Source organism: Citrobacter sp. wls829 (genome assembly GCF_005280825.1).
Classification (GTDB): Bacteria; Pseudomonadota; Gammaproteobacteria; order Enterobacterales; family Enterobacteriaceae; genus Citrobacter; species Citrobacter gillenii.
The window spans coordinates 97,421-122,446 of sequence record NZ_SZWP01000069.1; the positions used below are offsets into that span (position 1 = coordinate 97,421).

At 53.0% G+C, this 25,026-nt stretch carries 19 protein-coding genes and 1 riboswitch; of the genes, 11 read left to right on the plus strand and 8 right to left on the minus strand.

All coding sequences use genetic code 11. The features are described 5' to 3' along the window. Positions 1-67 precede the first annotated feature (67 nt). From FDW88_RS15105 to katG, 3 genes are all read left to right on the plus strand, one after another. Positions 68-976, plus strand: a complete 909-nt coding sequence (locus FDW88_RS15105) for a LysR family transcriptional regulator (protein WP_137362860.1) — start codon at positions 68-70, stop codon at positions 974-976. A 157-nt stretch (positions 977-1,133) separates the two neighbouring features. Then, positions 1,134-2,021: a methylenetetrahydrofolate reductase gene (metF, locus tag FDW88_RS15110; RefSeq protein WP_137362861.1), complete on the plus strand. Its 888-nt coding sequence runs from the start codon at positions 1,134-1,136 to the stop codon at positions 2,019-2,021. 167 nt (positions 2,022-2,188) lie between these two features. After that, complete coding sequence (gene katG, locus FDW88_RS15115; protein ID WP_137362862.1) at positions 2,189-4,369, plus strand: catalase/peroxidase HPI; 2,181 nt, start codon at positions 2,189-2,191, stop codon at positions 4,367-4,369. Positions 4,370-4,475: 106 nt separating this feature from the next. Here katG and gldA read toward each other — a convergent pair whose 3' ends face one another. The 6 genes from gldA to argE all read right to left on the minus strand — a co-directional run bounded on the left by gldA (position 4,476) and on the right by argE (position 13,553). Continuing rightward, a complete protein-coding gene (gene gldA, locus FDW88_RS15120; RefSeq protein WP_135912759.1) occupies positions 4,476-5,579 on the minus strand; it encodes a bifunctional L-1,2-propanediol dehydrogenase/glycerol dehydrogenase in 1,104 nt (367 codons plus the stop codon). Positions 5,580-5,590: 11 nt separating this feature from the next. Then, positions 5,591-6,253, minus strand: a complete 663-nt coding sequence (gene fsa / locus FDW88_RS15125; protein WP_137362863.1) for a fructose-6-phosphate aldolase — start codon at positions 6,251-6,253, stop codon at positions 5,591-5,593. 268 nt (positions 6,254-6,521) lie between these two features. Further along, positions 6,522-7,373 carry a helix-turn-helix transcriptional regulator gene (locus tag FDW88_RS15130; RefSeq protein ID WP_137362864.1) on the minus strand — a complete coding sequence of 284 codons (852 nt, stop codon included), beginning with the start codon at positions 7,371-7,373 and terminating at the stop codon, positions 6,522-6,524. 151 nt (positions 7,374-7,524) lie between these two features. Then, positions 7,525-9,258: a phosphoethanolamine transferase CptA gene (locus tag FDW88_RS15135; protein ID WP_137362865.1), complete on the minus strand. Its 1,734-nt coding sequence runs from the start codon at positions 9,256-9,258 to the stop codon at positions 7,525-7,527. A 211-nt stretch (positions 9,259-9,469) separates the two neighbouring features. Beyond that, positions 9,470-12,121, minus strand: coding sequence for a phosphoenolpyruvate carboxylase (gene ppc, locus FDW88_RS15140; RefSeq protein ID WP_137362866.1), 2,652 nt, complete (start codon positions 12,119-12,121; stop codon positions 9,470-9,472). A 280-nt stretch (positions 12,122-12,401) separates the two neighbouring features. Further along, positions 12,402-13,553 carry an acetylornithine deacetylase gene (gene argE / locus FDW88_RS15145; RefSeq protein WP_137362867.1) on the minus strand — a complete coding sequence of 384 codons (1,152 nt, stop codon included), beginning with the start codon at positions 13,551-13,553 and terminating at the stop codon, positions 12,402-12,404. 155 nt (positions 13,554-13,708) lie between these two features. On the opposite strand from argE, the gene argC reads away from it, so the two are divergent. The 4 genes from argC to oxyR all read left to right on the plus strand — a co-directional run bounded on the left by argC (position 13,709) and on the right by oxyR (position 18,187). Further along, a complete protein-coding gene (gene argC, locus FDW88_RS15150; RefSeq protein ID WP_115259745.1) occupies positions 13,709-14,713 on the plus strand; it encodes an N-acetyl-gamma-glutamyl-phosphate reductase in 1,005 nt (334 codons plus the stop codon). Between the two features lie 7 nt (positions 14,714-14,720). Beyond that, positions 14,721-15,497 carry an acetylglutamate kinase gene (argB, locus tag FDW88_RS15155; RefSeq protein WP_117343671.1) on the plus strand — a complete coding sequence of 259 codons (777 nt, stop codon included), beginning with the start codon at positions 14,721-14,723 and terminating at the stop codon, positions 15,495-15,497. A 107-nt stretch (positions 15,498-15,604) separates the two neighbouring features. Beyond that, complete coding sequence (gene argH, locus FDW88_RS15160) at positions 15,605-16,978, plus strand: argininosuccinate lyase (RefSeq protein ID WP_137362868.1); 1,374 nt, start codon at positions 15,605-15,607, stop codon at positions 16,976-16,978. Between the two features lie 291 nt (positions 16,979-17,269). Continuing rightward, positions 17,270-18,187, plus strand: coding sequence for a DNA-binding transcriptional regulator OxyR (oxyR, locus tag FDW88_RS15165; RefSeq protein WP_137362869.1), 918 nt, complete (start codon positions 17,270-17,272; stop codon positions 18,185-18,187). Here the strand turns inward: oxyR and sthA are convergent. Then, on the minus strand, positions 18,170-19,570 hold the full coding sequence (gene sthA, locus FDW88_RS15170; RefSeq protein ID WP_096758790.1) for a Si-specific NAD(P)(+) transhydrogenase: 1,401 nt from the start codon (positions 19,568-19,570) through the stop codon (positions 18,170-18,172). The two genes, oxyR and sthA, sit on opposite strands and share 18 nt — an antisense overlap. Positions 19,571-19,761: 191 nt before the next feature. Here sthA and fabR point away from each other — a divergent pair, with 191 nt between their 5' ends. Both fabR and FDW88_RS15180 read left to right on the plus strand, forming a co-directional pair. Further along, a complete protein-coding gene (gene fabR / locus FDW88_RS15175; protein WP_003028862.1) occupies positions 19,762-20,397 on the plus strand; it encodes an HTH-type transcriptional repressor FabR in 636 nt (211 codons plus the stop codon). A gap of 15 nt (positions 20,398-20,412) precedes the next feature. After that, entirely contained in the window at positions 20,413-20,772 is a 360-nt protein-coding gene (locus FDW88_RS15180) for a YijD family membrane protein (RefSeq protein WP_003825114.1), read from the plus strand. A 46-nt stretch (positions 20,773-20,818) separates the two neighbouring features. Here FDW88_RS15180 and trmA read toward each other — a convergent pair whose 3' ends face one another. Then, positions 20,819-21,919: a tRNA (uridine(54)-C5)-methyltransferase TrmA gene (trmA, locus tag FDW88_RS15185; RefSeq protein WP_137362870.1), complete on the minus strand. Its 1,101-nt coding sequence runs from the start codon at positions 21,917-21,919 to the stop codon at positions 20,819-20,821. Positions 21,920-22,034: 115 nt separating this feature from the next. Beyond that, positions 22,035-22,231: riboswitch (cobalamin riboswitch) on the plus strand. 64 nt (positions 22,232-22,295) lie between these two features. Between trmA and btuB the strand changes: the two genes are divergently transcribed. Beyond that, a complete protein-coding gene (gene btuB, locus FDW88_RS15190; RefSeq protein ID WP_137362871.1) occupies positions 22,296-24,185 on the plus strand; it encodes a TonB-dependent vitamin B12 receptor BtuB in 1,890 nt (629 codons plus the stop codon). Further along, positions 24,130-24,981: a glutamate racemase gene (gene murI, locus FDW88_RS15195; RefSeq protein WP_137362872.1), complete on the plus strand. Its 852-nt coding sequence runs from the start codon at positions 24,130-24,132 to the stop codon at positions 24,979-24,981. Before btuB ends, murI begins: the two co-directional genes overlap by 56 nt. Positions 24,982-25,026 lie beyond the last annotated feature (45 nt).

Sequence of the window (25,026 nt, forward strand, 5' to 3'; positions counted from 1 at the left end):
GGTATGACGAGAGAATAGGGCGCGCAGAATGATTTGGATAATACCGATTCCGTGATACCTTTTCGGTATGACTGCTTCCCCGCTTCACTCTCTGGATATCCGCCTGCTGCGCTACTTCGTGGTGGTGGCACAAGAGAACAATATGAGCCGCGCGGCGCAGCGCTTGTTTATGTCGCAACCGCCGCTCAGCCGCCATATTCGCCAGCTTGAAGATCGGCTGGGAGTGACGCTTTTTATCCGTCATACCAAAGGTCTGACGCTCACGGATGAAGGCGTGCGCGTGCTGGAGATTGTCCGCCCGTTGTTGGCACAACAAGATGAAACGTATGCGCAATTGAGCAAGCTTGGGCAAACCAGTACACAGTCGCTACGCTTTGGATTGACTACCGCATTTGAGCAGGGGATTTTCGCCTCGCTGGAAAGCCAACTCGCGACGCGTGTTGCGGCGTTGAATATTGTACGCCATGGCTCACCTGAGCTCGTGCGTCAGGTACGGCGTGGAAAACTGGATGCGGCCCTGGTGGCGTTGCCGCTGCAGAGCGCCGGACTCACCGTGATCCCGCTGGCGTGGCAGGAACCGTTAATTGCCGCCCTACCTGCCCACTGGCCGGAAGCCGATGCGGATTCGCTGGCGCTCCGCGCGCTTAACTCTCGACCCTTGTTTTGGTTTAAGCGTGAGCGAAACCCGGCGTTCTTCGACTACACGCGCGCTATTTTCCGCCACGCAGGCTACTCGCCTGTCTGTATTGAAGAGCCGCTGGAGCATGATGTTCTGCTCGCGCGTATTGCGCGTGGCGAGGGGGTGAGCCTGTTTCCGGCATCGTTTGCAGCTATCCAGCGGCAGGGAGTGGTTTTTCGTCCGCTATGCGACACGGAATTGTGCATCACTGTCGGACTGATATTACCGCCTGAACAAGAATCTCGCCTGCAATGGCTTCCTTCATTACTCTCGGCGTCCTTCCTTTCTGCACGCTAAAGTGAATTATTTTCATCTTCACTGAGTATTCCTCACCTTTCACGATGATTTTTATGTTGACGTTACGGCGCTTTTCCGTCATTTTTACATCTAGACGTCTAAACGTATAGCAGTTCACAACACAACATATAACGACAAAAGATTGATGAGGTAAGGTATGAGCTTTTTTCACGCCAACCAGCGGGAAGCCCTGAATCAGAGCCTGGCTGAAGTCCAGGGTCAGATTAACGTTTCGTTTGAGTTTTTCCCGCCGCGCACCAGTGAAATGGAGCAAACACTGTGGAACTCAATCGATCGCCTGAGCAGTCTGAAGCCCAAGTTTGTCTCCGTGACCTACGGCGCAAACTCCGGTGAGCGTGACCGCACGCACAGCATCATTAAGGGGATTAAGGATCGCACCGGTCTTGAAGCCGCCCCGCACCTGACCTGTATTGATGCTACTCGCGACGAGCTGCGAACTATCGCTCAGGATTACTGGAACAACGGGATTCGTCATATTGTGGCCCTGCGCGGCGACCTGCCGCCAGGCAGTGGCAAACCGGATATGTACGCCGCCGATCTGGTTGGGTTACTCAAAGAAGTGGCAGACTTTGATATCTCTGTTGCGGCCTATCCGGAAGTCCACCCGGAAGCGAAAAGCGCCCAGGCCGATCTGCTCAACCTGAAGCGTAAGGTCGACGCCGGAGCGAATCGCGCGATCACCCAGTTTTTCTTCGACGTGGAAAGCTATCTGCGTTTTCGTGACCGCTGCGTAACCGCAGGTATCGATGTGGAAATTATCCCGGGTATCCTGCCGGTCTCTAATTTTAAGCAGGCGAAAAAATTCGCTGACATGACCAACGTGCGCATCCCTTCCTGGATGTCGACGATGTTTGACGGTCTGGATGATGACGCGGAAACCCGCAAGCTGGTGGGCGCTAACATTGCCATGGACATGGTGAAGATTTTAAGCCGTGAAGGGGTGAAAGATTTCCATTTCTATACGCTCAACCGCGCCGAGATGAGCTACGCGATATGCCATACGCTGGGCGTCAGGCCTGCTTAATTGTAACATCAGCCCTCTACGGAGGGCTTTTTGTTGATCATTTTGATCTACATCTCTGTAACTAAAAATATAAAAGGATTTAGCTATCGAATCTGTGGGTTTTTTCGACTATATCTTATCTCTGGTGGTGTATATCGTAGCTAGAACACTGTAAAGGGAGCATATAGATGAGCATGTCCGACGATAGCCAAAACGCATCAACTGCCGGTAAGTGTCCTTTCCATCAAGGCGGTCACGATCCCAGCGCGGGAGCAGGAAGAAATAACCGCGACTGGTGGCCGAATCAACTCCGCGTAGACCTTTTGAACCAACACTCCAACCGTTCGAACCCATTGGGTGAAGATTTCAATTACCGCAAAGAATTTAGCAAACTCGACTATTCTGCCCTGAAAGGGGATCTCAGAGCCCTCCTGTCCGAATCTCAACCGTGGTGGCCCGCTGACTGGGGCACGTATGCCGGTTTGTTTATCCGTATGGCATGGCACGGCGCAGGGACCTATCGCTCCATTGATGGACGCGGTGGCGCAGGTCGCGGACAGCAGCGTTTTGCGCCACTGAACTCCTGGCCGGACAACGTGAGCCTGGATAAAGCCCGTCGTTTGTTGTGGCCTGTTAAGCAAAAGTATGGTCAGAAAATTTCCTGGGCCGACCTGTTTATCCTCGCGGGTAACGTGGCGCTGGAGAACTCCGGCTTCCGTACCTTTGGCTTTGGTGCCGGTCGTGAAGACGTATGGGAACCGGATCTTGATGTGAACTGGGGTGACGAAAAAGCCTGGTTGACGCACCGCCATCCGGAAGAGCTGGCGAAAGCCCCGCTGGGTGCGACTGAGATGGGACTTATCTACGTGAACCCGGAAGGGCCGGATCACAGCGGTGAACCGCTTTCCGCGGCAGCAGCGATTCGTGCCACCTTCGGCAACATGGGGATGAATGACGAAGAAACTGTGGCGCTGATTGGCGGTGGTCATACGTTGGGTAAAACCCACGGTGCAGGTCCTGCATCGCACGTCGGCCCCGATCCAGAATCAGCACCGATTGAGGCCCAAGGCTTAGGTTGGGCCAGCAGCTACGGCAGCGGTGTGGGCGCAGACAACATCACCTCCGGTCTGGAAGTGGTCTGGACGCAAACGCCGACCCAGTGGAGCAACTATTTCTTCGAGAACCTGTTCAAATACGAATGGGTACAGACCCGCAGCCCGGCCGGTGCTATCCAGTTTGAAGCGGTCGATGCCCCTGAAATTATTCCGGATCCGTTTGATCCGTCGAAAAAACGTAAGCCGACGATGCTGGTTACCGATCTGACGCTGCGTTTTGATCCGGAATTCGAGAAGATCTCCCGTCGTTTCCTCAACGATCCGCAGGCGTTTAACGAAGCCTTTGCTCGCGCGTGGTTTAAGCTGACGCACCGGGATATGGGGCCAAAATCACGTTACATTGGACCAGAAGTCCCGCAGGAAGATCTGATTTGGCAGGATCCGCTGCCGCACGCGTTCTTCAACCCAAGCGAAGAAGATATCCTTAACCTGAAGGCGACCATTGCGGCTTCCGGGCTTTCTGTGGGCGAGTTGGTGTCGGTGGCATGGGCTTCTGCGTCAACGTTCCGCGGGGGCGATAAACGCGGCGGGGCTAACGGGGCGCGTCTGGCGCTGAATCCGCAACGCGGCTGGGATGTGAATGCGACGGCAGCCCGTGTTCTGCCGGTGCTGGAAGGTATTTATAAATCGGCGCATACCGCCTCGTTAGCCGATATCATCGTGCTGGCAGGCGTCGTTGGTGTGGAGAAGGCGGCAAGCGCGGCAGGTGTCAGTATCAATGTACCTTTTGCGCCGGGCCGTGCGGATGCGCGTCAGGATCAGACTGATATTGAGATGTTTGAACTGCTCAAGCCGATTGCCGATGGTTTCCGTAATTATCGTTCCCGTCCTGAGGTTTCGACCACCGAGTCGCTGCTGATCGATAAAGCGCAGCAACTGACGTTAACCCCGCCGGAAATGACCGTGCTGGTGGGCGGTATGCGTGTGCTGGGAACAAACTTCGATGGTAGCCAGCATGGCGTCTTTACCGATCGCCCAGGCGTGCTCAGCACTGACTTCTTTGTCAATCTGCTGGATATGCGTCATGAGTGGAAGGCGGTTGATGCGTCACAGGAGCTGTTTGAAGGTCGCGACCGTCTGAGCGGCGAAGTGAAGTACACGGCAACCCGCGCTGACCTGGTGTTTGGCTCTAACTCGGTCCTGCGTGCTGTGGCTGAAGTGTATGCCTGCAGCGATGCCCACGAGAAGTTTGTGAAAGACTTTGTCGCGGCATGGGTGAAAGTGATGAATCTGGACCGTTTCGACTTGCTGTAAAGCAAGAGGCCGGATGGCATACAGAAAATCCCCGCAATTGCGGGGATTTTTATTGGCCGTTAGGTATGGCCGGATAAGGCGAAGCCGCCATCCGGTCAAACCGTGCTTATTCCCACTCTTGCAGGAATCGCTGACCGTACTGATCTGCCACCAGCAGCGCGGCGTAAACCTGATCCGGCGTGGCTCCGCCAGGCATGTTGTGAATGGTTTCGCCTTCGGCACAGGCTGCTTCGGCCACGATGCGCATTTTGGCCGGAATATCCTGCTTGATATCCAGTTGGGCAAGGGTGATTGGCAGACCAACGGAGTGGCACAGTGCCGCCACGGTTTCAATTTCTTCTACCGGCGCATTTTCCAGTACTAACTGCGTTAACGTACCGAATGCCACTTTTTCACCGTGATAATAGTGATGTGCATCCGGGATGGCCGTCAGGCCGTTGTGAATAGCATGTGCTGCGGCCAGCCCACCGCTTTCAAAACCGACGCCGCTCAGGTAGGTGTTGGCTTCAATCACGCGCTCCAGTGCTGGGGTCACCACGTGCTGCTCGGCGGCCAGCATCGCTTTTTCGCCTTCTTCGATCAGCGTGTTGTAGCACAGCTCGGCTAGCGCCAGTGCCGCCTGAGTACACTGACCACCGGCCATGGTGGTGGCGCCGCTGCGTGAACAGGCGCGGGCTTCAAACCAGGTTGCCAGCGCATCGCCAATGCCGGCGGCAAGTAAACGAGCCGGTGCCCCGGCGACAATTTTGGTATCCACAATGACCCGGTCCGGGTTGTTCGGCAGCAGCAGATAGCGATCGAACTCACCTGCATCGGTGTAAATTACCGACAGCGCGCTGCAGGGGGCATCGGTTGAGGCAATGGTCGGTGCAATGGCAACCGGCACGCCCATAAAGTGGGCCAGTGCTTTGGCGGTATCCAGCGTTTTACCGCCACCAATGCCTAATACCGCGCCACACTGCGCTTGTTCCGCGACGCCGCGCAGGCGATCGATTTCGTTTTGTGAACATTCGCCGCCAAACGGGGCGATTTCCAGCGCCAGACCGGCATCCTGGAAGCTTTTTTCCAGGGCGGGTTGGGCAAAGCCTAAGACAAATTTGTCTCCAACAACCAGCCAGCGTTCCGCCAGTGGTTTGAGGTAACTGCCAAGACGAGTAATAACATCGGCACCCTGGATGTATTTACCCGGTGATTGAATAATGCGATCCATACGTTATCTCCTTAAAGAGTGATCCGACCAAATGCGTTGTTCCAGTCCTGCTCAAACTTCTCTATTGCAGACTCTACCGCAGGGGTATTGAGCATTTGTTGCGCTACATCTAATGGCAGGGTGATTGCTTCACATCCTGCCAGTAAGCAATCCAGCGCCTGGCGTGGCGTTTTAAAGCTGGCTGCCAGCACCATGCTGTTTGGTGCATGCAGCTCCAGCAATGTTTGCAGTTCCTGTACCGTGCGGATACCGTCTCCGCCCTGGGCGTCAACACGGTTCACATAAGGGGCGACATATTTTGCTCCCGCCAGCGCGGCCAGCAGTCCTTGCGCTGCGCTGTACACGGCGGTGCCTAAGGTGGTAATACCTTCTTTTTTCAGCTGCTTGATGGCCGCCAGACCTTCGGCGGTGACCGGGATTTTAACGACGATACCTGGTACGGCGAGACTCAGGCGCTTAGCTTCTTCCACCATCCCCTGCGCATCACGGCTCATGGTCTGCGCGAACAGAATGCCGTCTTTGCCTATTGCCTTTTGCAGACGCGGCAGTACCTCCCAGATGGACTCTTTACTTGCCGCCACGATGCTTGGGTTGGTAGTGACGCCAGCAATCGGGAAGATGCGTGCCAGACGTTCAACTTCCGCCACGTTGGCGGTATCCAGGTACAGTTCCATACAAAACACCCTCTTAATATTCGGTTAGCCGCCCGTTGCCGGAATGCTGTTCTGCGTACAGGATAAGAGCGTTTTACAGTCGTGCGCTATCTGACAAATCTGCCAAAAACTGGATAAATGTAATGTATCTGTCAAAGTGAGAGATACATCACATGTTAATTAGCTATGGGTTTATTCTGGGGTATAGAGAGTTTTGAGGGTTCTTGAATATTACAAAAATCCAGTAAATGATGGATTTGTGCTCAGTCTGTGTCGCTACGCAACGGCTTCACTGCCGATGTGCCTTTTTTTCCGTTAACTGGCTGTGATATTGCCGACGATACTCTGACGGAGAACGCTCTGTATTCTTACGAAACAGGCGACAGAAGTAGTTACTGTCGACAAATCCACAGGAGTGTGCCACTTCTTTCACCTTCAGGTCGTAACCCTTCAGCAGCGCCTTAGCGTGTTCCAGTCGCGTATGGTTCAGATACTCGTTAAAACCAATCGCCCCGGTTTTCTGAAACAGGTGTGAGAGGTAATTCGGTGAAATGTAGAATGCCTGGGCGACGGATTCGCGGGTCAGCGGCGAGGCGTAGCGTTCGTCGATATAGTCGCGAATAGCGTCGAAAAGCGCCTGACTACGCGACGCGGTCTGGATCTGGCTGCCCAGCAGATCGCGACAGTGGCTTAACAGACTGGCGACGATCAACCTAGCCGTTTGTTGCTCCTGTGGCTGCATCTGCATCTCATGTAGCGTTTGCAGCAGGAAGGAGCCAATACGCGGTCCGCGCCGCGCAACGTGTTGTTTGGCGAGGTTTTGACATTGTTTTCCATCCCACTGAACGATGCTGAAACCTAACTGCTGTTTGCCGAACAGGATGCTGAGCGTGGTGACCGGCGTGTGCCACTGCGGGAGATTCCAACCACCTGCCGGGACGTACAGCACATCACCAGAGGTAAGTTTGTTTCCGATGCTGACATCAGCAAACTCGCCTTCCAGTACAATTTCCAGACGGGGAAAATCAACCTGATAGGCTAATTCCGGCATTGAACCGTTGGTGCTGGCGAAACACACCTGCCGCAGCGGGAGGGGACCGTTAATCAGGCGGGAGATAAGGTGGCTGACGTCGTGATACATGTGAATCCCTTGCTGGCAACAGACAGGGCCACAGTAACGTTGAAAGCAACCGCCCTCAAGTGATTATTGCCGGATGGCGGCTAATGCCTTATCCGGCCTACAAGTCATTGCGAGCTGTAGGTCGGATAAGCGTAGCGCATCCGGCAGCCTGTTATTGATTACCGATTTGATCGCCGTAAGGCAGAGTATCGTAATCAATCAGGGCGTTTTTCTTGTACGGATTACCAATCCAGCGGGTTGTCTCTTTGAACTGCGGGTTGGTAATGGCACGCGTCGGGTCGAATCCATCGTAGGTAAAGCCCGCTAAATCAGACCAGGTATGAATAAGTTCAGAGCTGCTGTACTTACGATCGACATCTTGTGAGAAGTCACGCGGGTGTGCAGCCTGCCATTTTTCAGACGTCCATAGCAGGAACGGCACCGTGTACATATGACGCGTTGGGTTGTCTTCATTACGCCCCTGCGTTTTATGCGGCGGCGTGTCATACACCTCTTCGCCATGATCGGAGAAGTAGAGCAGGAAGCCGTTCGGATCGGTGGCTTTGTAGTCGTTAATCAGGCTGGCAATGATGTGGTCGTTATACACATTAGCGCTGTCGTAATCGTTATAGGCTTCCAGCTCATCGCTGTTCAATCCTGGCGGGACGTTGTCGATATTATTGTCAAATTTCCCCTGACCATCCGGATAGCGGAATTTGTACTTAATATGTGTACCCAGCAGATGAACGATGATGAATTTTTTCGGCGCCGGATCGGCCAGCACCTCTTTAAACGGTGCCAGCACGTTGCTGTCATATTCGCGCGCACTTTGCGTTCGCTGCTGGTTCATATAGAACTGCTTATCTGTCTGCTTGGAAAATACGGCCAGCATAGTGTTACGCGCGGTCATAGTTTGCTGGTTAGTGATCCAGAATGTCTTATACCCCGCCTGCTTCATCATGTTCATCAGCGACGGCTGCGTCAGATATAAATCCGGGTTCTTCTCGTTAGCAAAGGTCAGCGCTTGCTGCAGGATTTCAATAGTGTAAGGACGAGAGGTCACAACATTATTGAATACGGTCAGGTTAGGATCGGATTTGTGCAGCGCGTCCAGTTCCGGCGTGGTTTTACGCGGATAGCCGTACAGGCTCATGCGCCCACGCTGAGTTGACTCACCAATCACCAGCACCAGCGTGCGCGGAGCATCGCCAGAGTTGTCTTTAAAATGCGCCAGTGGCGGTAGCGCATTGTTCTCATTCAGCAGACTGTTCAATGAGGTTAGTTGTTGACGATACTGATAATAGCCAGAAATAAACTGCCACGGTGCGGCGGGCTCCATACGAGAAGCAAGACCGTTCAGCGTTTGCTCGAAAGGTTTATGCTTAATAAATGTATTGACGGTCATCGGGTGCAGAATCAAGCCGTATAACAGCGCAAACGACACCAGATAACGCCAGGGGGAGGGAATATGAACCGGGCGCAGGCGCGTCCACAGCAGAATCGCTACGGCGGTATAGGCCAGCGCGATGAAGACAATTTTAAGGCTGAAATACTGACTTAAGTATTCGCTGGCTTCGTTGGCATTAGTCTCAAACATCACGTACAGCACGCTCTGTGAGAACTCCTGCCCGTAAATGACGTAATAACTCAGTGCGGCGAGCGACGCGGCCCACAGCACGACGCCAATGACGGCGGCAATAATACGGATACGATTAGGGAATAAGAATACCGGGATCAACCATAGCGAACTAAATAATAATGAGTCACGTAATCCGGTCGATCCGCTATAACCGCTAAAATAGATAATGGCCTGCAGTAATGAAGAAAAAAACCAAAAATAGAGAAGTGCCCAACCTAGGGCTTTCCAGCTAAACGGGGGTTTAGTCTGGAGTTGTAAGGATTGCATAGTGTGAGCCTGTCATTAATCGTGTCGCCAAGAGTAGCGGCTAAATCTTAAGGAGATCTGAAGCGTCGCGACGTTAAGATCGCTTTTCGTTGATGATTCATTCATAAAATAAATGAATCAAGGCAAGAATATATTTGAAATGAAACGGTTATGACAAGCGTTTTTGAGGTCACCCCCGCGCAATTGCACGAGGGTGACAGGGGGGGCTTACTTAACCGGTATTACGCATACCCGCTGCGACACCGGCGATGGTGACCATCAGCGCTTGTTCAACGCGCGGATCGGGGGCTTCACCTTGTTCTTCTGCCAGACGCGAACGGTGTAACAGTTCAGCCTGTAGCACGTTCAACGGATCGGTATAAATATTTCTTAACTGAATTGACTCGGCAATCCACGGCAGGTCGGCCATCAAATGTGAGTCGTTGGCGATTGCCAGTACCACGTTGATGTCGGCTTCCAGACGGTGGCGCAGTTCTTCACCTAACGGCCACAGCTCTTTTTTGACCAGACGCTGATCGTAGTATTCTGCCAGCCACAGGTCCGCTTTCGAGAACACCATTTCCAGCATGCCAAGGCGCGTGGAGAAGAATGGCCAGTCGCGGCACATCGCTTCAAGTTCGCTCTGTTTACCGTCTTCAACCACTTTTTGCAGTGCGGTACCTGCGCCCAGCCAGGCCGGGAGCATCAGGCGGTTTTGTGTCCAGGCGAAGATCCATGGAATGGCACGCAAAGACTCTACCCCACCGGTCGGACGGCGCTTAGCTGGACGTGAGCCGAGCGGTAATTTACCCAGTTCCTGCTCGGGAGTTGCTGAGCGGAAGTAAGGTACAAAGTCTTTGTTCTCACGCACGTAGCCACGGTACAGCTTGCAGGAGATATCTGACAGCTCATCCATAATATGGCACCAGCTGTCTTTCGGTTCCGGCGGTGGTAGCAGGTTGGCTTCCAGGATCGCGGCGGTGTACAGAGACAGGCTGCTGATGGTCACTTCCGGCAGACCGTATTTGAAGCGGATCATCTCACCCTGCTCAGTGACGCGCAGTCCGCCTTTCAGGCTACCTGGTGGTTGTGAGAGCAGTGCCGCATGGGCCGGAGCGCCGCCGCGACCGATAGAACCACCCCGGCCGTGGAACAACGTCAGTTCAATGCCGGCTTTTTCGCAGGTTTTGATCAACGCATCCTGCGCCTGATATTGCGCCCAGGACGCCGCCATCACGCCTGCGTCTTTGGCGGAATCAGAGTAGCCAATCATGACCATCTGCTTGCCCTGAATCAGACCGCGGTACCAGTCGATATTCAACAACTGAGTCATTACATCGTCAGCATTGTTGAGGTCGTCCAGCGTTTCAAACAGCGGCGCTACCGGCATGGTAAAACCAATGCCAGCTTCTTTCAGCAGCAGGTGAACGGCCAGCACATCCGACGGTGTTTTCGCCATCGAGATCACGTAGGCAGCAATAGAACCATGAGGTGCTTCGGCAATCACCCGACAGGTATCGAGGACTTCGCGGGTATCGTTACTCGGTTCCCAGCTGCGCGGCAGCAGTGGACGTTTGGAGTTCAGTTCTCGGATCAGGAAGGCCTGTTTGTCTGCTTCTGACCAGCTTTCGTAGTCGCCAATGCCCAGGTAACGGGTCAGTTCGCCCAGCGCTTCGGTATGACGGGTGCTTTCCTGACGAATATCGATACGCACCAGCGGGACGCCAAAACATTTCACTCGGCGCAAGGTATCGAGCAGTTCGCCATTGGCGATGATGCCCATACCGCAGGCTTGCAGTGATTGATAACACGCGTACAGCGGTTCCCATAGCTGCTCGTTTTGTGTCAGCAGACCTGCAGGTTTCGGCAATTTTTCGCCTTTCAGTCGCGCTTCCAGCCAGGCCTGGGTCGTCATCAGACGCGAACGGAGCATTTTCATCAGATGGCGATAGGGTTCTGCCGCGCCTTCTTCACCCACCAGCGCTAATAGCTCAGGCGTGGCTTTGACCATCGACAGTTCAGAAACCAGAAACTGGATGTCTTTCAGGAACAGATCGGTCGCTTTCCAGCGGCTGAGCAGCAGCACGTGGCGGGTGATATCTGCCGTTACGTTCGGGTTACCGTCACGGTCACCGCCCATCCACGAGGTGAATCGGACCGGGACAAAATCGACGGGCAGCTTGTAGTTCAGATGCGCTTCCAGCTGTTCATTCAGTTCACGCAGATAGTTCGGTACACCTTCCCACAGGCTATTTTCAACCACGGCGAAGCCCCATTTGGCTTCATCAACCGGGCTGGGACGCAGTTTACGGATTTCATCCGTGTGCCATGATTGGGCGATTAGCTGGCGCAGGCGGCGCATCAACTGGTGGCGTTCGTAATCGACGATGTCTTTGTTATCAAGCTGCTTGAGGCATGCGTTAACCTCACCCATTTTATGAATCAACGTACGGCGGGTGATTTCGGTTGGGTGTGCGGTCAGGACCAGCTCCAGAGAAAGCGATTCCACGGCTTTTTTGATTGTCGCTTCATCGAGGTTAGGCTGGTCTTTCAGTTTACGCAGGGTACGGGCAATCACTTCCGGGTTGCTGGCAGCTTCGCCTTTTGGCGAAATGCTGTGGTACTGTTCGGCGGTATTGGCCAGGTTCAAGAACTGACTAAACGCACGGGCAACTGGCAGCAGCTCGTCGTTAGACAGATTCTGCAGCGTAGTGAGCAGTTCCTGACGGTTCGCTTCATTGCCAGCGCGGGATGATTTAGACAGCTTACGGATTGTTTCTACGCGATCGAGAATGTTCTCTCCCAGCGCATCCTTGATGGTTTCTCCCAGCACTTTGCCGAGCATACTGACATTACTACGCAACGCGGAATATTGTTCGTTCATATGATCCCAGACACCCCATCTGTTTTGAATATGTCCTGTATCTTTCGCGTCCCAGCGGCATTGGCTGCAACGCGAAATCTTTCGGACTTAACTTTTTAGTCGTCTTTTATAAAGCCACGTAAAACACCTGACGTCAATTGCTGCGAAATCGGTTCAGCAAACGAAAAAATGGCGGGAATTTACGTTATTTAATTCACATCGCGTCAAATAAGCGTTGCTTATGCAAATGTTAAAAGAATCGCCTTGCTTACCACTAAAGGATTAGCAAGGCGACGTTCGGTTAATGCCAGCAAAAATGATGCACAACCTGGGTAATTAATTCGCGGGTTGGCTTAATGAAGCGTGTTTCCAGATATTCATCTGGTTGATGTGCCTGATTAATGGAACCTGGTCCCAGTACTAGCGTCGGGCACAGCGTCTGAATAAACGGCGCTTCTGTGCAGTAGTTCACCACATCGGTTTTCTCGCCGAGCAGTTTTTCCACCACCTCGACCAGTTGGTGATCCGGCGGGCATTCGTAACCCGGGATCGGCGGGTGCAGCTCGGAAACCGTCAGTCGGCCAGGCCAGCGTTCGCTCACCGGGGCCAGCGCGTCCGTCAGTAAGCCATTCAGGTCGCTTAACGTCATTCCCGGCAACGGGCGGATATCCATGTGCAGTTCGCAGCAGGCGCAAATACGGTTGGAGGCATCGCCACCATGCAGGCTGCCGAGGTTCAGCGTCGGGTAAGGCACGGTGAATGAATCGTGGTGATAGCGTGCTTTCAGCGAGTCGCGCAACTGCATAATGTGGCCGATGGCATCGTGCATCAGTTCAATGGCGTTCACGCCGCGCGCTGGATCGCTGGAATGGCCAGACTGGCCGAGCACGCGTACCGCCGTGGAAATATGGCCTTTGTGCGCGCGAATTGGCTGCAGGGATGTTGGCTCGCCGATAATCGCGCAATCCGGGCGAATCGCCGTATTTTCAGAGAAGTAGCGTGCGCCCGCCATACTGGTCTCTTCATCGGCGGTGGCCAGGATGTAGAGCGGCTTTTTCAGCTGTTTCACATCGACATCACGCAGTGCATCGAGAATAAACGCGAAGAAACCTTTCATATCCGCCGTACCCAGTCCGTAGAGCTTGTTGTCATGTTCGGTCAGGGTGAACGGATCGCGCGTCCAACGTCCTTCGTCAAACGGTACGGTGTCGGTATGACCGGCGAGCAGCAGGCCGCCTGCACCGGTGCCTGTACTTGCCAGCATATTGAATTTATTACGGGTGCCGGGAACCGGTTGTACCTCAACGCTGAAGCCTAAATCTTTGAACCAATCCGCCAGCAGAGTGATTAAACCTGCATTACTTTGATCGAGCGCTTCTTCGGTGGCGCTGATCGATGGTGTGGCAATCAGAGCGCGGTAAATCTCGATAAATGGCGGTAAATTGTTTTTCATTGTTGACACACCTCGGGTCATGATAGTATCAATATTCATGCAGTATTTGTGAATAAAAATACAATAATGTTGAGCGAAATAAAACCCACCAAGTGTAAGGTGAGGTGATAAAGGCTTATACCTGGCAACCGAATATAAGAAGGTGAACAGCCCCGATGTTGAATACGCTGATTGTGGGCGCCAGTGGCTATGCTGGTGCAGAGCTTGTGACCTATGTAAATCGCCATCCTGATATGAACATAACCGCTTTGACTGTCTCAGCGCAAAGCAATGATGCAGGAAAATTAATCTCTGATTTACATCCGCAGTTAAAGGGCATTGTTGATTTGCCGTTGCAACCCATGTCGGATATCCGCGAGTTTAGCGCAGGGGTAGACGTTGTGTTTCTGGCGACGGCCCATGAGGTTAGTCATGACCTGGCGCCACAGTTTCTGGAAGCGGGCTGCGTGGTGTTTGACCTCTCTGGTGCATTCCGTGTTAACGACGGCGCCTTCTATGAAAAGTATTATGGCTTTACTCATCAGCATCCTGAGCTGCTGGAGCAAGCGGTCTACGGGCTGGCGGAGTGGAGTGCAAGCAAACTAAAAGACGCGAATCTGATTGCTGTACCGGGTTGCTATCCCACGGCGGCGCAGTTGTCGCTTAAGCCTCTGATTGATGCCAACCTGCTTGATCTCAGCCAGTGGCCGGTAATTAACGCCACCAGTGGTGTGAGCGGAGCAGGACGTAAAGCTGCCATCTCGAACAGCTTCTGTGAAGTGAGCCTGCAACCGTATGGTGTATTTACCCACCGCCATCAGCCGGAGATCGCCACACATTTGGGGGCGGACGTGATTTTCACTCCGCATCTGGGAAACTTCCCGCGCGGCATTTTGGAAACCATCACCTGTCGTTTGAAGCCGGGCGTGACCCATGCGCAGGTGGCGCAAGCACTGCAGCAGGCCTATGGTGATAAACCGCTGGTTCGTCTGTATGACAACGGTGTCCCGGCCCTGAAAAATGTGGTGGGTTTACCGTTCTGCGATATCGGTTTTGCCGTTCAGGGCGAGCACCTGATTGTGGTGGCAACCGAAGACAATTTATTGAAAGGCGCTGCCGCACAGGCGATGCAGTGCGCAAATATCCGTTTCGGCTTTGCTGAAACGCAGTCTCTTCTTTAAGGGTGCAATGATGAATCCATTAATTATCAAGCTGGGCGGCGTTTTACTGGATAGCGAAGAGGCGCTGGAGCGTTTGTTTACCGCTCTGGTCAATTATCGCGAGTCGCACCAGCGTCCGCTGGTCATTGTGCACGGTGGCGGCTGCGTGGTTGACGAGCTGATGAAAGGGCTCAACTTGCCGGTGACAAAGAAAAATGGTCTGCGCGTGACGCCAGCCGACCAGATCGACATCATTACCGGTGCCCTGGCCGGAACGGCGAATAAAACGTTGCTGGCGTGGGCGAAGAAACACCATATTGACGCTGTTGGTCTGTACCTTGGCGATGGCGACAGCGTAAAAGTGACCCAGCTCGATGTAGCGTTAGGTCATGTTGGACTGGCACAGCCTGGTTCTCCTAAGCTGATTAACACGCTACTGGAAAACGGTTTTCTACCGGTCGTCAGTTCGATAGGCGTCACGGAAGAAGGGCAACTGATGAACGTCAATGCCGATCAGGCTGCGACGGCGCTGGCGGCAACGCTGGGTGCGGATCTGATCCTGTTGTCTGACGTCAGCGGTATTCTGGATGGTAAAGGCCAGCGGATTGCCGAAATGACCGCAGCCAAAGCAGAACAGCTGATTGAGCAGGGTATTATCACCGATGGCATGATTGTGAAGGTGAACGCGGCGCTGGACGCGGCACGTACGCTGGGACGTCCAGTGGATATCGCTTCCTGGCGTCATGCCGAACAACTCCCGGCGCTGTTTAACGGCACGCCGATCGGTACGCGTATTCTGGCTTAACTATTACTGTGCCGGATGGCAGCGTCGCCTTATCCGGCCTGCATGGGTTTTGTAGGCCCGGTAAGCGTAGCGCCACCGGGCAAAATATCATATTAAGGAAATTCGTTATGGCACTTTGGGGTGGGCGTTTTACACAGGCAGCAGATCAGCGGTTCAAACAGTTCAACGACTCTTTGCGCTTCGACTACCGCTTGGCCGAGCAGGATATCGTCGGCTCTGTGGCCTGGTCCAAAGCGCTGGTCACGGTCGGTGTGTTGACTGCTGATGAACAATGTCAATTGGAAGAGGCGTTGAATACTCTGCTGGAAGAAGTACGCCTCGACCCGCAACAGATCCTGCAAAGCGATGCGGAAGATATTCACAGTTGGGTAGAAGGCAAGCTCATCGATAAAGTCGGGCCGTTGGGTAAAAAACTGCATACCGGGCGTAGCCGTAATGACCAGGTGGCAACCGATCTTAAACTGTGGTGCAAAGACACGGTGCTTGAATTGTTGTCTGCTAACCGTCAGTTGCAAAGCGCGCTGGTGGTGACAGCAGAGAATAATCAGGATGCCGTCATGCCGGGTTATACCCACCTGCAGCGTGCCCAGCCGGTGACGTTTGCTCATTGGTGTCTGGCCTATATTGAAATGCTGGCGCGTGATGAGAGCCGTCTGCAGGATACGCTCAAGCGTCTGGATGTCAGCCCGTTAGGCTGCGGTGCACTGGCGGGTACCGCCTATGAAATCGATCGCGAACAATTGGCTGGCTGGCTGGGTTTCGCCTCGGCGACCCGCAATAGTCTGGACAGCGTATCCGATCGTGACCATGTGCTGGAGCTCCTCTCTGATGCCTCTATCGGTATGGTTCACCTGTCACGCTTTGCTGAAGATCTGATTTTCTTTAATACCGGGGAAGCCGGTTTTGTGGAACTGTCCGATCGCGTAACCTCCGGTTCATCATTAATGCCGCAGAAGAAAAATCCGGACGCATTAGAGCTGATTCGTGGCAAATGTGGCCGCGTGCAAGGTGCGTTGACTGGCATGATGATGACGCTGAAAGGACTGCCGCTGGCGTATAACAAGGATATGCAGGAAGACAAAGAAGGGCTGTTCGATGCACTCGATACCTGGCTGGACTGCCTGCATATGGCGGCGCTGGTGCTGGACGGTATTCAGGTAAAACGCCCACGTTGCCAGGAAGCCGCGCAGCAGGGCTATGCCAACGCTACGGAGCTGGCCGATTATCTGGTGGCGAAAGGCGTCCCGTTCCGTGAAGCACACCATATCGTGGGTGAAACGGTAGTTGAGGCGATTCGTCAGGGCAAACCGCTGGAAGCACTGTCACTGGCTGATTTGCAAAAATTCAGCGCCGTGATTGGCGATGACGTGTACCCGATCCTCTCGCTACAGTCGTGCCTCGATAAGCGTGTGGCGAAAGGGGGCGTTTCACCGCAGCAGGTAGCGCAGGCGATCGACTACGCGAAGGCGCGCCTGGCGTAACGTGTGTTTTGCCCGATGGCGGTAAACGCCTTCGCGTCGCCATCCGGCAAATAGTTATCTGAGCCTGGCATCAAGCCGGGCTTTTTTATGCAAAAAAAGCGGACCAGAGGTCCGCAAACGTTCACGTTGGCTTTAGTTATTTCGAGTATGAGAACGGACAGTAGCTTCAAGGGTTAAAGGGGTACCGTTCCGTTTCTGTGGTGCATTATTAAACAGAATGCTTGATAGGGATAATCGTTCGTTGCTATGCTACCTATCGCTACGAACTATCGTGGCAATGGAGGATGAATAATGAATATTCGTGATCTTGAATACCTGGTAGCACTTGCCGAACACCGTCACTTCCGACGAGCGGCAGACTCCTGTCACGTCAGCCAGCCAACGCTGAGTGGGCAAATCCGCAAACTCGAAGATGAGCTTGGCGTTATGCTGCTGGAGCGGACGAGTCGTAAAGTGCTGTTCACTCAAGCGGGTTTACTGCTGGTGGATCAGGCGCGCACCGTGTTGCGCGAGGTCAAAGTGCTCAAGGAGATGGCAAGCCAACAGGGTGAGACAATGTCTGGCCCGCTACATATTGGTTTGATCCCAACGGTAGGACCTTACCTGCTGCCGCATATTATTCCTATGTTGCACCAGACCTTCCCGAAACTGGAAATGTTCCTGCATGAGGCGCAAACGCATCAGCTGCTGGCGCAACTGGACAGCGGTAAACTCGACTGCGTGATTTTGGCGCTGGTGAAAGAGAGTGAAGCGTTTATCGAGGTACCGCTGTTTGATGAGCCGATGATGCTGGCGATCTATGAAGATCACCCATGGGCAAATCGCGACCGCGTACCGATGTCCGATCTGGCAGGTGAAAAACTGTTGATGCTCGAAGATGGTCACTGTTTGCGTGACCAGGCGATGGGCTTTTGTTTTGAAGCTGGTGCTGATGAAGACACCCATTTCCGGGCAACCAGTCTGGAAACGTTGCGTAACATGGTGGCAGCAGGCAGCGGGATTACTTTACTGCCCGCGCTGGCTGTCCCACCGGAGCGTAAGCGTGATGGTGTGGTGTATGTGCCGTGCATTAAACCAGAACCGCGTCGTACCATTGGTCTGGTGTACCGTCCGGGTTCGCCGCTGCGCAGCCGTTATGAACAGCTGGCAGAGGCCATCCGTGGTGCAATGGATGGCCATTTCGACAACACGTTAAAACAGGCGGTTTAAACCGTTCAGTGCAGCTACCCGATAGGCTTCCGCCATGGTTGGGTAGTTAAAGGTGGTGTTAACGAAGTACTCGATGGTGTTACCACCACCTTTTTGCTCCATTATTGCCTGACCGATATGAATAATTTCGGCAGCGCGTTCGCCAAAGCAGTGGATCCCTAAAATCTCTTTGGTCTCCCGATGGAACAGAATCTTCAATGTTCCGACACTCATCCCGACGATTTGTGCGCGTGCCAGATGTTTAAACTGGGCGCGGCCAACCTCGTAAGGGACTTTCATTGACGTCAGTTGCTGTTCAGTTTTACCGACGGAGCTGATTTCGGGAATGGTGTAAATGCCTGTAGGAATATCTTCGATCAAGTGCGCGGTGGCCTCACCCTTGACCAGCGCCTGGGCGGCGATACGGCCTTGATCGTAGGCTGCGGAAGCAAGGCTCGGATAACCGATCACATCCCCTACGGCATACACATGCGGCAGCGCCGTCTGGTACATGCTGTTCACTTTTAGCTGGCCGCGGCTGTCCGTCTTCAGGCCAATATTCTCCAGCGCTAATGAATCGGTGTTACCGGTACGACCGTTGGCGTACAGCAGGCAGTCGGCTTTTAGTTTCTTTCCGGATTTCAGGTGCATGATGACGCCATCATCGCAGCCTTCAATTTTCTCGTATTCTTCGTTATGGCGAATCACCACGCCGCTGTTCCAGAAGTGATAAGACAGCGAGTCGGACATCTCCTGATCAAGAAACGCCAGCAGACGGTCACGGGTATTGATCAAATCAACTTTGACGTCCATTCCCCGGAAGATCGACGCATATTCACAGCCAATGACGCCCGCGCCATAGATCAGAACGTGGCGAGGTTCATGGTGCAGACTGAGAATGGAATCACTGTCGTAAACGCGCGGATGCGAAAAATCGACATCATTTGGGTGGTAGGGACGCGAACCGCAGGCAATAACAAATTTATCTGCCGTGAGCGTTTCCACCGTACCGTCGTGGCACTCCAGAGCGAGGGTGTGTTCGTCAACAAAACGGGCATTCCCCTGCAAAATTTCACAGTGGTTTCGCTCGTAAAATCCTTGCCGCATACGCGTTTGCTGATTAATGACGTTATCGGCATGGTTAAGAATATCGGCAAAAGAAGAGCGAAGAAGCCGGGAATGGTCGCTGTAAAGTGGGTTCTGATTGAATTCAATGATACGGCTGACGGCGTGGCGGAGTGCTTTAGATGGGATGGTGCCCCAGTGGGTACAACCGCCGCCGACGTTATGATAGCGCTCAATAACGGCGACGCGCGCGCCTTGCTTAACCAGACCCATTGCAGCGCCTTCGCCGCCGGGGCCGGAACCTATTACTATTGCATCGTAATCGTAGGAATGTGACATGGTCAGGCTTACCTGTTCTTATACATAAAAGCAACAGAATAGTAACATCGTTGTCAGGATAACCCAATTATCGTTGTGCTTTTTTGCGAAGTCGAAGCACAAACTGCGCGTAAACAATCATTCACAAAGCCATGCCAACCGCCTAATCTCTGGTATAGTGCCAGCAAGGTATAAGGAAGGATTCAGACATCGTGATGGGCGTTAGAGCGCAACAAAAAGAAAAAACCCGGCGTTCGCTGGTTGAGGCCGCATTTAGTCAATTGAGTGCAGAGCGCAGTTTTGCCAGCCTCAGTTTACGTGAAGTTGCTCGTGAAGCGGGCATTGCGCCAACCTCATTTTATCGCCATTTTCGCGATGTGGATGAGCTCGGCCTGACGATGGTGGATGAGAGCGGCCTGATGCTACGCCAGTTGATGCGCCAGGCGCGTCAGCGTATCGCCAAGGGCGGCAGTGTGATCCGCACCTCGGTCTCAACATTTATGGAGTTCATCGGCAACAATCCCAACGCCTTCCGTTTATTATTGCGCGAGCGGTCTGGTACCTCCGCGGCGTTTCGTGCCGCCGTGGCTCGCGAAATTCAGCATTTCATTGCGGAACTTGCGGACTATCTGGAACTCGAAAACCATATGCCTCGTGCGTTTACTGAAGCACAAGCCGAAGCCATGGTGACGATTGTTTTCAGTGCGGGGGCAGAAGCGCTGGATGTTGGCGCCGAACAGCGTCGACAACTGGAAGAGCGGCTGGTATTGCAACTGCGCATGATCGCCAAAGGCGCATTTTACTGGTATCGCCGTGAACAAGAGAAGATGACGCATCACTCCGAGTAACGAGAAGGACGAGCAATGAAACAGTCAGGTCAAGATAAAGGTACGCTGCTGCTGGCGCTGGTTGCTGGCTTATCGATCAATGGTACATTTGCGGCGCTGTTTAGCTCCATTGTGCCATTCTCTGTATTCCCGATTATTTCGCTGGTGCTGACGGTTTACTGCCTGCATCAACGTTACCAGAATCGCACAATGCCTGTGGGGCTGCCGGGTCTGGCTGCGGCCTGTTTTATTCTTGGCGTTCTGTTGTACAGCACCGTGGTGCGCGCGGAATACCCGGATATCGGCTCGAACTTCTTCCCAGCGGTCCTGTCAGTGATTCTGGTGTTCTGGATCGGCTTTAAGGTGCGTAACCGTAAGCAAGAAATTGCGGAATAGTATTTGTAGGCCGGGGGTATCTTTGCTTTCCCGGCCTACAAAAAAATCACTTCGCGGTCAGTAATACTCCGCACTCCATGTGGTGCGTATACGGGAACTGATCGAACAGCGCCAGACGTGACACATTGTGCGTCTGGCTCAACGTTTCCAGGTTCTTACACAGTGTCTCCGGGTTGCAGGAGATGTACAGAATACGCGGATACGCCTGCACCATCTTCTCTGTTTCGCTGTCCAGGCCGCTGCGCGGTGGATCAACAAAAATGGTTTCACACTGGTAACTCTTCAGGTCGACGCCCTGTAAACGGTTGAACTCGCGCACCCCGTTCATCGCCTGAGTAAACTCTTCTGCAGCCATACGAATAATTTGCACGTTATCAATATGGTTAGCCGCAATATTGTACTGCGCGGCAGCCACGGACGGTTTAGCGATTTCAGTGGCCAGTACGCGGTTGAAGTTCTGCGCCAGCGCTAACGAGAAGTTGCCATTGCCACAGTACAATTCAAGCAGGTCGCCCTGCGAATCTTTGGTGACATCAATCGCCCATTCCAGCATCTGAATGTTCATGGCGGCATTCGGCTGCGTGAAGCTGTTCTCAACCTGGCGGTAGATAATCTCTTTACCCGCAACCGGCAAACGTTCATCGATGTAATCTTGATCCAACGCGATTTTGGTTTTGGTCGCTCGGCCAATCAGATGCACATTCAGGTTTTGCGCGCGTAGCGCATCCCGCAGTGCTTCGGCTTCCTGACGCCATTCGTCATCTAACTTTTTATGGTACAGCATGGATACCACCGCCTGATTGCTCATGGTGGTGAGGTAATCAATCTGGAACAATTTATGACGCAGGACGTGATTGTGACGAACGCCTTCAATCATGGCTGTCATCAGCGTGTTGATGAGTTCGCTGGCTGCAGGAAAGCTGTCGACGCGAATACGGCTTTTGGTCTGGCTTTCAAACATGATGTGATACAGGTCGTCACCGTCATGCCACAGGCGGAATTCAGCACGCATGCGGTAATGACTGACCGGCGAGCGAAACACTTCCGGAGCCTGATCAGTAAATGGCGTCATTAAGCTCTGTAAACGAGCCACTTTATCGGCTAGCTGCGCGTCATACTGTTCTGTCGGGAGGTGTTCGGGGGTCATGATGCGTCCTGAAAAATAAAAGTACGCGGGGATTGTAGGGATTGCTCAGTAGATGTCCAGTTATTGATGATTTCTAATATTGTGATACGCAGTCTGGACAGTCGGTAATAACAAACTGTAGCATCCGCGTTCCGGTCCTGTGAGTTAAAAGGGAATCCAGTGTAAATCTGGAGCTGACGCGCAGCGGTAAGGAAAGGTGAAATGAGAGCGTAAGCAGACACTGCCTTTGGGTGGGAAGTCTTCATTTCTTTTTATTCGCTATATTGAATAACCTTCCAAGCCCGAAGACCTGCCGGCTAACGTCGCATCTGGTTTTCATCATCGCGTACTATCGGTGGGACCTGCGGCATCCTTCTTATATTGTGGATGCTTTACAATGATCAAAAAATCATTGCTGCTGACGGCACTTTCCGTCGCGGCATTTTCTGGTTGGGCGCAGGATGCTAGCCCGGATACTCTCGTCGTTACGGCTAACCGTTTTCAGCAACCTGTTAATACAGTACTCGCACCTACCGATGTTGTAACTCGTGAAGATATTCAACGCTGGCAATCAAAAGATCTCAACGATGTGATGCGTCGTCTGCCGGGGGTGGATATTTCCCAGACTGGCGGGATGGGCCAGAGTTCATCGCTTTTTATACGTGGTACTGAAGCGCGCCATGTTCTGGTGTTGATTGATGGCGTGCCAATGGCGCGAGCGGGTGTTGGCAATGCGATTGATATGAGTCAGATCCCCGTATCATTGGTGCAACGCGTTGAATACATTCGTGGACCGCGCTCGGCAGTTTACGGTTCCGGAGCGATTGGCGGTGTGGTCAATATCATTACGATGAGTGATGATGAACGTGCTCAGATCAATGCTGGGATGGGGTCGAATGGTTACCAGACCTATGATGGTGCGGTAAATAAGCGTTTTGGCGACACGATGGTAACGGCGGCTGGTGCTTACCTGACGACGAAAGGCTTTAATATTCAACCTGACTCTCCTTACAGTGGCGATAGCGATCGCGATGGCTATCGCAACAAAATGTTCTGGGGCGGCGTGCAGCATAAGTTCGACGATAATCTTTCGGGCTTCTTCCGGAGTTATAGCTATACCGCTAATAGTGACTATGATCAGGCTTCTATGTATGGTTCCCCAAGCGGTAATGAGGAAGCACAGAATTACAATCAGTCCTGGGATACCGGCCTGCACTATAATTCTGGTATCTATTCTTCTCAGTTGATTGCTAACTATCAACATCTGAAATATTACAACTACACTAATAACCTTGGTCGCTATGCTGGACAAGCCACACTGGATAACATGGAGCAGCGTTATATTCAGTGGGGTAACAACGTTGAAGTAGGGCATGGTTCAGTTAGCGGCGGTGTTGACTGGAAACAGGAAAAGCTGACTTCCAGCAGTACGACGAAATCTGATATCTACAAGCGTGACACTACCGGACTTTATTTGACTGGGCAGCAGCAAATCGACAGTGTGACGCTGGAAGCCTCGGGTCGTGAAGACCATGATGAGCAGTTCGGTTGGCACGGCACGTGGCAAACCGCGGCGGGCTGGGAATTTGTTGATGGTTACAGGGCAACGTTCTCTTACGGCACCGGATTTCTGGCGCCATCGCTGGGTCAGCAATACGGGGCAACGCGTTATGCATCGGCATCGAATGGTTATTTAGGCATTGTAGCCAACCCGAATCTGAAGCCAGAAGAATCTAAACAGTGGGAAGCAGGAATTGATGGTGTTACTGGGCTGTTGGATTGGCAACTGTCTGTATACCATTATGAAATTCAAAACCTGATTGACTACAAAAGCATCGATAATTATAGCCAGTATACTAACGTGAAATCAGCCACTATCAAAGGGTTGGAGTGGAAGGGGAATATTACGACTGGCCCGGTAGAGCATCACTTGACGTTGCAATATGTCGATCCGCGTGATGATGAAACCAATAAGACCCTTGTGCGTCGTGCTAAACAGCAAGTTAAGTACGAATTGACGGGGCAGGTTTACGATCTCGGCTGGAATATTGCTTACCAGTATATGGGGCAACGCTATGATGATGCCTATGATGAGGTAACCCAGACCTCTCGTACAGTTAAATTAGGCGGCGTTAGCCTGTGGGATCTGGCGGTGTCATATCCGATCACCTCACAGCTGACAGTTCGTGGTAAAATCGCCAACCTGTTCGATAAAGATTACGAGACAGTTTATGGCTACCCAACTGCAGGACGGGAATACACCTTGTCTGGCAGCTACACCTTCTGATCCACGTCCCACCGTGCTGGTGTTTGATTCCGGCGTCGGTGGGTTGTCGGTCTACAATGAGATCCGCAACCTCTTGCCGGATCTCCACTATATATACGCTTTCGATAACGTTGCCTTTCCTTATGGAGAGAAGAGCCAGGAATTTATTGTCGAGCGTGTTGTTGAGATTGTGACTGCCGTTCAGCAGCGCTACTCCCTTTCACTGGCTGTTATCGCCTGCAATACCGCCAGCACGGTGTCACTCCCTGCGTTACGCGAAAAGTTCGCTTTCCCGGTCGTCGGCGTGGTACCTGCGATTAAACCGGCGGCGCGCCTTACGGCTAACGGTGTAGTGGGGCTGCTGGCGACGCGAGCGACGGTGAAGCGTTCATATACGCATGAGTTGATTGCGCGCTTTGCGAACGAGTGTCAGATCGCGATGTTGGGTTCCGCTGAGTTGGTGGAACTGGCGGAAGCGAAGCTGCACGGAGAAGCGGTTCCTCTGGATGAGTTGCGCCGCATTCTGCGACCATGGTTGCGGATGCCGGAACCGCCGGATACGGTTGTTCTCGGATGTACGCATTTCCCTCTATTACAGGAAGAACTTTTACAGGTTCTACCTGAAGGGACGCGACTGGTGGATTCCGGTGCCGCGATTGCGCGTCGCACGGCTTGGTTGTTAGAACATGAAGCACCTGACGCAAAATCAGCTGACGAGAATATTGCCTTTTGTATGGCAATGACGCCTGAAGCTGAACAATTACTGCCAGTCCTCCAGCGTTATGGCTTCAAAACGCTCGAAAAACTGGCAGTTTAATCAGTTTTGGTGAAATAATACGCACTCGGAAAATTATTTTAAATT